An 11,753-nucleotide genomic window follows, 5' to 3' on the forward strand; every position below is an offset into this window, starting at 1 on the left:
TAGCGCGACTGCGGATGCGCGAAGTACCAGCCGGAGACGGCTGCGGTGGGCAGCATCGCGAAGCTCTCGGTGATGGTCAGGCCGATGCGCTCGTCGGGCTTGAGCAACTCCCAAAGCGTCCCCTTCTCGGTGTGATCGGGGCAGGCGGCATAGCCGGGTGCCGGGCGGATGCCCTCGTACTTCTCGGCGATCAGCGCGTCGTTGTCGAGCTGCTCGCCCGGCTTGTAGCCCCAGAGTTGGGTGCGCACCAGTTGATGCAGGCGCTCGGCGAAGGCCTCGGCGAGCCGGTCGGCGAGCGCCTTGAGCATGATCGCGCTGTAGTCGTCGTGATCGGCCTCGAAGCGCTCCAGATGCTCGTCGATGCCGACACCAGCGGTGACCGCGAAGGCCCCGACCCAATCGCGCTTGTGCGAATCCGCCGGCGCCACATAGTCGGCGAGGCTGACGTTGGGCTGACCCTTGCCGGCGGTGCGTTGCATCTGCTGGCGCAGCATGTGCAGGGTCGCGGTGATCTCGCTGCGGGTCTCGTCGGAGTAGATGGCGATGTCGTCGTCGCCGACCCGGTTGGCCGGGAAGAAGCCACAGACGCAGCGTGCAGTGAGCCAGCGTTCCCCGACCACGCGCTCGAGGAACGGCAGCGCGTCGTCGAACAATTGCTGCGCCTCCTTGCCGACGATCTCGTCGGTGAGGATGGCCGGATACTTGCCGGCCAGCTCCCAGGCCTTGAAGAAGGGCGTCCAGTCGATGTAGTGGACCAGATCGTCGAGCGGAAAGTCGTCGACGGTCAGGATCAGGCCATCACCGCTGCGCTCGAGCTGGATGTCCTTGGCATCGAGCCCTGGTAGCGCGGCCGCGAGTATCGCCGCCATGTCGCCGCTCGGACCCGTCGCCATGTCGACCTTTGACCGCGCTGCTGCCGCTGCGTCACCGTCTGCCCCCGTCGCCGTTGCATGGTCGACGTCAGGCGCCGCTGCGACCGCATCGCCACCCTGCCCGGCCTCGGCGCCAGCGGCCAAAATCGCCGGCCTCGGCGGCTCATAGCTGGCCCAGTCGATCTCGGTCTTGTTCGCACGCGCCTCGGCGAGGCCCATCAGCTTGCTGGTCTTGCCCTTGGCCTCGCGTTTGGCGCGGACCTCGGCGTACTCCTCGACGATGCCGGCGACATAGCCGTCGCGCTGGGTCTTGCTCAGCAGGTTCGAGACCACGCCGACCGCGCGCGAGGCATCGGGCACATAGATCACCGGCTCCTCGCGCTGCGGCGCGATCTTCACCGCGGTGTGCACCTTCGAGGTCGTCGCGCCGCCGATCAGCAGCGGCTGGGTCATGCCCTGGCGCTGCATCTCCTTGGCGACATGGACCATCTCATCCAATGACGGCGTGATCAGGCCGGAGAGTCCGATGATGTCGGCCTGCTCCTCGCGCGCCCGCTGCAGGATGGTCTCGGTCGGCACCATGACGCCGAGATCGATTACCTCGTAGCTGTTGCATTGCAAGACCACGCCGACGATGTTCTTGCCGATGTCGTGCACGTCGCCCTTGACGGTCGCGATCAGGAACTTGCCGTTGCTCTCGTGCTGGGTGCCAGAGGCCTCCTTCTCGGCCTCCAGGTACGGGAACAGATAGGCCACCGCCTTCTTCATCACGCGCGCCGACTTGACCACCTGCGGCAGGAACATCTTGCCCTCGCCGAACAGATCGCCGACCACGTTCATGCCGTCCATCAGCGGTCCTTCGATCACGTGCAGCGGTTTCTCGGCGGCCTGACGCGCGGCCTCGGTATCCTCTTCGATATATTCGGTGATGCCCTTGACCAGCGAGTGTTCGAGGCGCTTGTTGACCGGCCAGCTGCGCCACTCGAGGTCCTCGACCTTCTCGGCGCTGGAGCCGTCGCCCTTGTACTTGGGCGCCAGATCCAGCAGTCGCTCGGTGGCATCGTCGCGCCGATTCAGGATCACGTCCTCGACCGCCTCGCGCAGCTCCTCGGGCAGATCGTCGTAGATCGCCAGCTGCCCGGCGTTGACGATCCCCATGTCCATGCCGGCCTTGATGGCGTGATAGAGGAACACGGCGTGGATCGCCTCGCGCACCGGGTTGTTGCCGCGAAACGAGAACGAGACATTGGAGACGCCGCCGGAGACCTTGGCGTGCGGCAGCGTGCGCTTGATCTCGCGGGTGGCCTCGATGAAATCGACCGCGTAGTTGTTGTGCTCCTCGATGCCGGTGGCGACCGCGAAGATGTTCGGGTCGAAGATGATGTCCTCGGCCGGATAGCCGACCTGCTCGGTCAGGATCCTGTAGGCGCGGGTGCAGATCTCGACCTTGCGTTCTTTCGTATCGGCCTGGCCGACCTCGTCGAAGGCCATCACGATCACCGCCGCGCCGTAGCGCCGGCACAGGCGCGCCTGCGCGATGAACCTCTCCTCGCCCTCCTTGAGCGAGATCGAGTTGACGATGGCCTTGCCCTGCACGCATTTCAGCCCGGTCTCGATGACGTTCCACTTCGAGGAGTCGATCATCACCGGCACCCGCGCGATGTCGGGCTCGGCGGCGGTCAAGTTCAGGAACCGATGCATCGCCTCGGCCGACTCCAGCAGGCCCTCGTCCATGTTGACGTCGATGATCTGGGCGCCACCCTCGACCTGCTCCAGCGCCACACTCAGCGCGGTGTCGTAGTCCTCCTCCTTGATCAGGCGCTTGAAGCGCGCCGAGCCGGTGACGTTGGTGCGCTCGCCGACGTTGACGAAGAAGCTCTCGGCGGTGATGTTCATCGGCTCGAGGCCGGAGAGGCGGCAGGCCGGTTCCAGCACCTTGGCCGCGCGCGGGGTCATCCCAGCGACGGCCTTGGCGATCGCCTCGATGTGCTCGGGACCGGTGCCGCAGCAGCCGCCGACGATGTTCAGGAAGCCGCTCGCCGCCCACTCCGAGACCTGCTCGGCCATCTCCTCGGGCCCCAGATCGTAGCCGCCGAGCTCGTTCGGCAGGCCGGCGTTGGGATGCGCCGAGACCCGGCACTCGGCGATGCGCGCGAGCTCTTCGACGTAGGGTCGCAGCTCCTTTGGACCGAGCGCGCAGTTGAGGCCGATGCTGAGCGGCTGGGCGTGGCGCAGCGAGTTGTAGAAGGCCTCGGTGGTCTGGCCGGTGAGGGTGCGGCCGGATTGGTCGGTGATGGTGCCGGAGATCATGATCGGCAATTCGACGCCGTCCTCGTCGAACACCTTCCAGACCGCGAACAGCGCCGCCTTGGCGTTGAGGGTATCGAACACGGTCTCGACCAGCAGGATGTCGGCGCCGCCCTCGATCAGCCCGCGGGTGGACTCGGCGTAGGCCGCGACCAGGGTGTCGAAATCGATGTTGCGAAAGCCCGGATCGTTCACGTCCGGCGAGATCGACGCGGTGCGGTTGGTCGGGCCGAGAATCCCGGCGACGAAGCGCGGCTTGTCTGGCGTTGAGTAGCCGTCGGCGATCTTGCGCGCCAGCCTGGCCGCCTCGACGTTGATCTCGTAGGCCAGCTCCTCCATGCCGTAATCGGCCATCGCGATGCGGGTGGCGTTGAAGGTGTTGGCCTCGATGATGTCGGCGCCGGCGGCCAGGTACTCGCCGTGGATGTCGGCGATCAGATCGGGCCGGGTCAGCACCAGCAGGTCGTTGTTGCCCTTGAGGTCGCTCGGCCAGTCCTGGAAGCGCTTGCCGCGATAGTCGGCCTCCTCCAGCTTGCGGCGCTGGATCATGGTGCCCATGGCACCGTCGAGGATGAGGATGGTCTGGTCGAGGCGTTGCTTCAGGAGGCTGGTTCGATCACTCATAATAATTTGCTGGGTCCGGGCTTGCGGTGCGCCTTGCGCAGGTAACGCGCATGCTGAGGATGGCCATTCCAGACCACCGGCTGCGCCAGCCACTTCTGGATGAAGGCCCACGAGGCCTGATAACCATCGTGAGGAAGCGTACAAGCCGAGCAGTCCTTGCGGGTGACGCCGTTGGCATCCGTGAAGACCTCATAAGGGCCCGGACATTCGTACGCGATGAGGGGACAATAACAAAAAAGGCAGTTGAATTCTCGCTTGACACCGGGATGACAAGGCAGGAACGGACAATGGTCGTTCGTAAACCCCTTGAATCCCTGATGATTCGTCGAATCTTTCGGCTGCATCGCCAATACCACCTTTGACTGCGACGGCCCACCGCGACCGCATCGGCCAAGCAGCCGGTGCGAGCTGCTAAAGTTTGGTTACGGTTGGCCGATAAAATCTCCAGAGGTCGGCCGCATCGCCTCCAGGCCGTCTCCCTTCCCCAGAACCATCGAGCCGAGCCCCCATAACCTCTCTTGATCATGGAGCCAGACCATCATGTCGTCCTCAATCGCCGACATCAGCCAAACCGCCCCGAAATCCGCCCCTGTCAATCAGTTCAACCCGCGCGAGCGCCTGGAGGACTTGCTTGAGGAGTTGCCCACCGCCGGTGGTGCCCTCGCCCAGGCCGAGAGTAACCAGGCCCCTGGCCGCAGCGACCTCGAGGAGGCGGTGCAGCGCGTGAACGAGGTCATGAACGAATATGGCGTTCAGTTCGAACTCAGCGATCCAGGCGAGCGCCTGATCATTCGCGTCGTCGATCGAGAATCCGGCGAGCTGATCCGCCAGGTGCCCCCGGAGGAGATCCTGCGCATCGCGCAGCGCATCGAGGAAATGCAATCGGCATCGGGCGGCTTGCTCAGCCTCGAGGCCTGAGTCTGAGCCAGTACGTGCGTCCGGGTCTGGCCAGCGCAAGGCCCAGGACGCAGCGCTCACACCTGCATGTTCATCACATCCCGGTAGGCGGTGATCAGCCGATTACGGACTTGGAGGCCAAACTGGAAGGCCACGCTGGCCTTTTGCTTGTCGATCATCAGATCGTTCAGCGTTATCTCCGGGTCACCGGCCTGAAACGCCTTGCCTTTTTCCGTCGCATTCATCTGCAAGGCGTTGATGCGCATAATCGACGCGCGCAGCTCGCCGGCAAAGCCGCCGGCGGCGACCGGACCCGCCGGATTCGATGAGCCGCCGCCGGCCTGAGTGGCCAGCTGGCGCATCGCGGCAAGGGCCGGCTCCAGGCTGGGTGGACTGCTCATCTGGTTTCTCCTGCTCGTTGCCTGTTGTTGCCCGATCAGGCGACCCTAGCAGCCTCGACCGTCCTGGGATCGCTCTAATTGCATGGATAAAATACCCTTATTCCCACCTTTGGCGAAACCGCTTCAGTCCGATAGTGTATCGCCTTATACTTGCGGCACAACGGACGCCCAACCCGGACGGACCGATGCCAACCTTCCCTCATGAGATCGTATGCCCCCAACCCATGATGCGCCGGATAGCATGTAACACTCTCCGCCGGAGGCGCACATGAGTAACGGGGACGACGCGAGCCCAAACGATCAAAGTCCGCGCCCAAGCGAACAAGGTCCGCTGCAACGGCTGCAGGCATTCGTGCGTGGCAACCTGCCTGTCGTCCTGCTCATCGGCGGTGCCGCCCTGGTGGCGCTGCTCACAGCGGTGCTGCTATGGGCGCGTGCGCCCGATTATCGGGTGCTGTTCAGCAATATCAACGAAGCCGACGGCGGTCGCATCATCAGCGAACTCGATGCCCGCGGCGTGCCGTATCGATTCAGCCAAGGCGGCCAGGCGCTCCTGGTTCCGGGCGATCAGGTGCATAGCCTGCGCATGCAGCTCGCTGAGCAGGGGCTGCCGCGCGGCGGCAATGTCGGCTTCGAGCTGATGGAGGATCAACCCTTCGGCATCAGCCAGTTTGCCGAACAGGTCAACTTCCAACGCGGGCTAGAAGGGGAACTTTCGCGCTCGATCGAGTCGCTCGCCCCGGTGGAGGAGGCCCGCGTGCATATCGCCATGGCGCGGTCCTCGGTATTCGTGCGCGAGCGCGAGCCGGCCAAGGCCTCGGTGGTGCTCACCCTGTTCGGCGGGCGCAGCCTGAGCGAAGGCCAGGTCGACGCCATCCGGCATTTCGTCGCCAGCAGCGTGCCGGAACTCGCCACCGAGGAGGTGACCATCGTCGATCAGCGCGGGCGCATGCTCTCGCGGACCCACGATCCGGACAAGATGGACGTCACCCAGCTGGAGTACCGCAACGAGGTCGAGCAGGGCTACCAGCGCCGCATCGAAGAGATCCTGGAGCCCCTCTTCGGCCGCGACCGGGTGCGCGCGCGGGTCTCGGCGCAGATCGATTTCTCACACCGCGAGGAGACTTCCGAGCGCTATGCGCCGAATCAACCTCCAAACGAGGCATCGGTCCGCAGTCGCCAATCCAACGTCAGCTATACTGGCGATGACGATCTGGTCGGTGGCATTCCGGGCGCGCTCAGCAATACCCCGCCGGGCGTTGCCCCCTCGCCGATCGACCTGCCGGAACCGGAGGAACCAGACGACGAGGCGCAAGATGCGGCCGCAGAGGATGACGCAGAGGATGACGAAGAGGAGAATGGCGCGGCGGCGCCCTTCGCCGGCACCAACAGCTTGCAGCGCGATGACGTGGTCAACTACGAGGTCGACCGCAACGTCGCCCATGTCCGCCAACAGCGCGGACAGCTGCGGCGCATCTCGGCCGCGGTGGTGGTCGATCACCGCAACGAACTGGACGCCGACGGCGAGTGGCAGACTGTGGCGCCGAGCGAGGAGGAGCTTGCACAGGTGGAACGCCTAGCCCGCGAGGCAATGGGATTCTCGGCCGAACGCGGCGATAGTATCGCGGTCGTCAGCCGCCCCTTCAGCCGCCAGGATCGCGGTCCTGCGCCTGAGTGGTGGCAAGACCCCGAGACGATCCGCCTCGCGGTCATGCTGAGCGAACCGCTGCTGTGGCTCCTCGGGTTCCTGCTGGTCTATCTGCTCCTGCTGCGTCCCTTCATCAGGCACTACACGCGCCCGCCGCAGCCGCCGGAAGCCAGCGAGCCCGAGGTGGACACCACGGTTGGCGATGAAGACGAGGACGAGGATCAAGACGCGGAAGACGCCGAGATCTACGAGAAGCCGCGTCGCAATAAGGCCTTGGGCTATCAACAAAAGCTCGCCGAATTGCGTGAAATGGCACAACGCGATCCGCAGATCATCGCCATGATCGTGCGCAACTGGTTGAAGACATGAGTCCCGCCGAGACCCAGACCCAACCCCAACAGGCCGATCCCCTCGAAGGCTTGAGCGGCGCGCAGCGCAGCGCGATCCTGATGCTCGCGTTGCATGACGACGATGCTGCCGAGGTCTTCAAGCACCTGTCGCAACAGGAGGTGCAGGACGTCAGCACCGCGATGACCCAGCTCAGCCAGATCTCCCACGCGCAGATGAACGCGGTGTTGGAGGCCTTTATCAATGAGCAGGACGAATACATCGCGCTGAAGAACTCCAACGAATACATCCGCTCGGTACTGAGCAAGGCGCTCGGCGAGGAGCGCGCGGCGAGCCTGCTCGAGGACATCTTCGAGCACAAGAGGGGCTCGGGCATCGACACCCTGAATTTGATGGAGGCGTCGATGGTCGCGGAGATGATCCGCGACGAACATCCGCAGATCATCGCCACCGTGCTGGTCCATTTGGAGCGGAAACAAGCATCGGCGGTGTTGGAGCAGTTCGACGACAAGCTGCGCAATGACGTGGTCCTGCGTATCGCCACCTTCAGCGGCGTACAGCCCGCCGCCCTGCAGGAACTCACCGAGGTGCTGACGGGCATGCTCGACGGCCAGACCCTGAAACGCAGCAAGATGGGCGGTATCCGCACGGCAGCCGAGATCCTCAATATCATGAACACCACGCAGGAAGAGGCGGCGATCGAGGCGGTACGCGCGCACAACGAGGAGCTGGCGCAGAAGATCATCGACGAGATGTTCCTGTTCGAGAACCTCATCGAACTCGACGACCGCAGCATCCAGCTCCTGCTCAAGGAGATCGACACCGACAGCCTGGTGGTGGCGCTGAAGGGCGCGCCCGAGGATCTGGTCGAGACCTTCCTGCGCAACATGTCCACGCGCGCGGCGGATATGGTGCGCGAGGACATGGAGGCGCGCGGACCGATGCGCGTCTCGCAGGTCGAGGCCGAGCAGAAGGCCATCCTGCAAGTGGCGCGGCGCCTCGCGGAGAGCGGCGAGATCATCATCGGCGGCGGCGACGACACCTATGTCTGAGGCCGACGCCAAGCTCGGGCAGGAAGGCGAGGTGCCTTGGCGGCGCTGGCAGATGGACGAATTGGTCCCATCGCGGCGCAATGCGAGCGACAGGAATGCCGGTCAGGCAACGGCTCGGTCGCCGGCAACGCCAAGCAAGCAAGAGGCCGAGCGCAAGGCGGCTGACGGGCCTGCCCGGACATCACCCGCCAAACCGCCGCAAACAACCGCTCAGGCCAAACTCGATCAGGCCAAGCAACGCCGCGCGGCGGCGCAACGCAAGGCGGCGCTCGAGGCCGAGCGCAAGAAAGCGCGCGAAGCCGGTTATCAGGAGGGCTATCGCGAGGGTCTGCAAGCCGGGCAAAGCGAAGGCCATACTCAAGGTCATGCCGAAGGTCACGCCCAAGGGTTGGCGCAAGGCCGGGAGGAGGCGCGACAAGAACTCCAGCAACGGCTGCAAGAGACGCTCGATCCGGTGCGCAATCTCGCCACCCACTTTAGCCAGGCGCTCGCCCAACTCGACGATGACATCGCGAGCGAACTCGTCGAGTTGGCGCTGGCGACCGGACGTCATCTAGCCGGTGCCGCGTTGGAGGCGCATCCGGCGCAAGTGGTGGAACTGGTGCGCCAGCTGCTGCACAGCGAGCCGGCCATGTTTGGGCGTCCTCGGCTGTGGCTCCATCCCAAGGATCATGCACTGGTCAGCCAGGCCCTCGGCCAAGAGCTGGAGGCTGCTGGCTGGGCGCTCCAGCCCGACGATCAGGTCAGCCGCGGCGGCTGCCGCGTCACCAGCGCCAACGGCGAGCTGGATGCGACCTGGGAGTCGCGCTGGGAGTCGGTGCGCCAGCAAGTGCGCGGGCGTTCATCCACGAGCGAGATCGCGGCGGCGGCCGGCGAGCTGATGGCCGCCGCGGATGCGGCCTCCAACCCATGAGCGCCCTCGTCCATGAGCGCCCTCGCTAGCAACCGCCAAGCCAACCTCACTCCGCATACCAAGCGCTGGGGAGAATCGCTGACCCGGGTGCGTGCGCGCATCGAGGTCGCCCAGCCCTGGCGCGCCAGCGGGCGGGTGATGCGCGCCACCGGGCTCATCATCGAAACCGTTGGGCTACGGGTCCCGCTCGGTGGCGGCTGCCTGATCGAACTGCCCGCGCCTGCGGGCGACGAGGAACCGCGCTTCGCCGAGGCCGAGGTGGTGGGCTTCTCGGACGAAAAGCTCTTCCTCATGCCCCTGGCCGGGATCGCCGGTCTGCAACCAGGCGCGCGCGTCTTCGCGCTCGGCGAAGGCACGCGCGGCAGCGCGCGCCGGTTTCCGCTCGGCGAGACGCTGCTAGGACGGGTGGTGGATGGCAACGGCGAGCCGCTCGACGGGCTCGGCGCACTCGACGACGCGCCTTATGGGCATCTCGTGGCGGCGCCGCTGAACCCGCTCGCCCGCGCGCCCATCGAACAGCAGATCGATGTCGGCATCCGCGCCATCAATGCCCTGCTCAGCGTCGGCGTCGGCCAGCGCATGGGGCTGTTTGCCGGCTCGGGCGTGGGCAAATCGGTCCTGCTCGGCATGATGGCGCGCTATACCCGCGCGGATGTCATCGTGGTGGCGCTGATCGGCGAGCGCGGCCGCGAGGTGCAGGACTTCATCGACAACATCCTGGGCAAGGAAGGGTTGCGGCGCGCGGTCGTGGTCGCGGCTCCGGCCGATACCTCGCCGTTGCAGCGGTTGCAAGGCGCCTCCTACGCCACGCGGCTCGCCGAGTGGTTCCGCGATCAGGGCCGCGCAGTGCTGCTGATCATGGACTCGCTGACCCGCTTTGCCATGGCCCAGCGCGAGATCGCGCTGGCGGTGGGCGAACCGCCCGCCACCAAGGGTTATCCGCCCTCGGTCTTTGCCAAGATGCCGAATCTGGTCGAGCGTGCCGGCAACGCCGCCCGCGGTGGCGGCTCGATCACCGCCTTCTACACGGTCCTCACCGAGGGCGACGATCAGCAGGACCCGATCGCCGATGCCGCGCGCGCCATCCTCGACGGCCACATCGCGCTCTCGCGCGAGCTCGCCGACGCCGGGCATTATCCGGCCATCGATATCGAAGGCTCGATCAGCCGCGCGATGACGGCGATCGTCGATGAGCGTCAACAGCGTCAGGCGCAGCGTTTCAAGCAACTGTTCTCGCGCTATCAACGCAATCGCGACCTCATCAGCGTTGGCGCGTATAGTCCAGGGCATGACGCGGGTCTCGACGAGGCGGTCCAGCGCTATCCGCAGCTCGAAAGCTTTTTACAACAGGGAATCGAACAATCAGCCAGCGTCGCCGACGCACGGAAAGCGCTAGCGGCTGTCATCGGACAGTAGCGGAGGAGATCTATAGATGGCATCGACACCACTGGATACGCTCACCGAACTCGCCCGCGAAGCGCGCGACCAGGCGGGACAGATTCTTGCCAACGAGCGCAACAATGAGCGCCTGGTGGCGCAGCAGCTCGAATCCCTGGGCAATTATCGCCAGGAGTACGCGCAACGGCTGCAGCAGGCCATGTGTCAGGGCATCGATCCTGCTACCATGCGCAACTATCAGCAGTTCATGAGCGCGTTGGACGACGCCCTAGCGCGTGCCCACCAGGCGCTCATCGACCAGCAACAGCGGGTCACGAAGACGCGCAAGCAATGGCAGAACAAGCAGTGTAAGCTATCCTCCTACGAGACGCTGACTGCTCGCCGGGTCTTACAGGAGCAACTCGCGGCGGCCCGCCAGGAACAGCGTCTCACCGATGAGTTTGTCACCAATCGGGAAGTTCGGCGTCGGCTGCAACATCAGGATGCCTAAATCGCGCATCTCGCATGAGGAAGATCTCTGATGGATATCCAGCTTCTACTGTCCTCGATCAGGGACCAGGCCTCGGCCGGCAGGCCTGCTGAGGCGAGGGCGCAGTCCCAGTTCCAGCTCCAATCGCAGCCGCAGTTCCACCAGCCGCAATCGTCGCCCCAGGCCAGCACCTTCGCCCAGTATCTGGCACAGGCAGGGCAAAGGCCCGAGATGACCGCGCCGTTGCGCGGTGAGTCGACCCTGGCTGATGCCGGCAACCTGCATCAGGTGCTCGAGGCTGGAGGCGACCGGACTCTGCATCCGCCTCTCGAAGCTGGGGCCAACCTGCGGGGCATGGCGAATGAGCTGTGGGGCATGGCGAATGAGCGTGCCTCCTTGTTCGCTGACTCGAGTCGGAATCGGCTTCATGGCGAGATCAGTTCCCAGCCGGGTGGCCGTTCCCGGCCAAGCGACTTGAGCCAGCCGCTTTCCACCAACGCGTGGATCGCCCTGCTTGCTGACCAGACCTCGTTTGCCGGCTTGTCCTCATCGACTGGCCAGAGTTCGCTGGCTCGCCAGATAGAGTCACTCTCGGCCGACGGATCTGCAGTACCGTTTGCGGAGATGACCAGGGATCTTTCGAACAGCGATTATCAGAGGTTGGTCGCTGAATTGACCAAATCGCTCTCGGCTGAAGACAGGGATGCCCTGCTCGCCCAGCTCAGCGAGCAAGTCGGGCAATTCGAGCAACTTGAGCAATTGCCCGCTGAAGAGTTCCAAGCCCTATTCGCGCAACTCGCCCAAGCGGTTCCTGAGCACCAGCG

At 65.0% G+C, this 11,753-nt stretch carries 10 protein-coding genes; 7 read left to right on the forward strand and 3 right to left on the reverse strand.

Annotation, left to right across the window (positions count from 1 at the left end; all coding sequences use genetic code 11):
• Positions 1 to 3,803, reverse strand: a 3,803-nt coding sequence (metH, locus tag ACLFQI_RS07105) for a methionine synthase (RefSeq protein WP_410758218.1), incomplete at its 3' end; no start/stop codon positions are given.
• Positions 3,800 to 4,147: a cysteine-rich small domain-containing protein gene (locus tag ACLFQI_RS07110; RefSeq protein ID WP_410758220.1), complete on the reverse strand. Its 348-nt coding sequence runs from the start codon at positions 4,145 to 4,147 to the stop codon at positions 3,800 to 3,802. The genes metH and ACLFQI_RS07110, both read right to left, overlap by 4 nt.
• 196 nt (positions 4,148 to 4,343) lie before the next feature.
• On the opposite strand from ACLFQI_RS07110, the gene ACLFQI_RS07115 reads away from it, so the two are divergent.
• Positions 4,344 to 4,721, forward strand: a complete 378-nt coding sequence (locus ACLFQI_RS07115; protein WP_410758221.1) for a flagellar protein FlaG — start codon at positions 4,344 to 4,346, stop codon at positions 4,719 to 4,721.
• A gap of 56 nt (positions 4,722 to 4,777) precedes the next feature.
• Here the strand turns inward: ACLFQI_RS07115 and fliE are convergent, their stop codons facing one another.
• Positions 4,778 to 5,062 (reverse strand): flagellar hook-basal body complex protein FliE, encoded by a 285-nt coding sequence (fliE, locus tag ACLFQI_RS07120; protein ID WP_410758222.1) that lies wholly within the window; start codon positions 5,060 to 5,062, stop codon positions 4,778 to 4,780.
• A 307-nt stretch (positions 5,063 to 5,369) separates the two neighbouring features.
• On the opposite strand from fliE, the gene fliF reads away from it, so the two are divergent.
• From fliF to ACLFQI_RS07150, 6 genes are all read left to right on the forward strand, one after another.
• Positions 5,370 to 7,118 carry a flagellar basal-body MS-ring/collar protein FliF gene (gene fliF, locus ACLFQI_RS07125; protein WP_410758223.1) on the forward strand — a complete coding sequence of 583 codons (1,749 nt, stop codon included), beginning with the start codon at positions 5,370 to 5,372 and terminating at the stop codon, positions 7,116 to 7,118.
• Complete coding sequence (gene fliG, locus ACLFQI_RS07130; protein ID WP_410758224.1) at positions 7,115 to 8,149, forward strand: flagellar motor switch protein FliG; 1,035 nt, start codon at positions 7,115 to 7,117, stop codon at positions 8,147 to 8,149. Before fliF ends, fliG begins: the two co-directional genes overlap by 4 nt.
• On the forward strand, positions 8,142 to 9,062 hold the full coding sequence (locus tag ACLFQI_RS07135; RefSeq protein WP_410758225.1) for a flagellar assembly protein FliH: 921 nt from the start codon (positions 8,142 to 8,144) through the stop codon (positions 9,060 to 9,062). The genes fliG and ACLFQI_RS07135 overlap by 8 nt, the downstream gene beginning before the upstream one ends.
• Positions 9,063 to 9,074: 12 nt before the next feature.
• Entirely contained in the window at positions 9,075 to 10,478 is a 1,404-nt protein-coding gene (gene fliI, locus ACLFQI_RS07140; RefSeq protein ID WP_410758226.1) for a flagellar protein export ATPase FliI, read from the forward strand.
• Positions 10,479 to 10,494: 16 nt separating this feature from the next.
• A complete protein-coding gene (gene fliJ / locus ACLFQI_RS07145) occupies positions 10,495 to 10,950 on the forward strand; it encodes a flagellar export protein FliJ (RefSeq protein WP_410758227.1) in 456 nt (151 codons plus the stop codon).
• Positions 10,951 to 10,980: 30 nt separating this feature from the next.
• The coding region (locus tag ACLFQI_RS07150; RefSeq protein ID WP_410758228.1) for a hypothetical protein at positions 10,981 to 11,753 on the forward strand (773 nt) is incomplete at its 3' end.

Origin of the sequence: Halochromatium sp. (assembly GCF_046541315.1) — a bacterium.
Taxonomy (GTDB): Bacteria; Pseudomonadota; Gammaproteobacteria; order Chromatiales; family Chromatiaceae; genus Lamprobacter.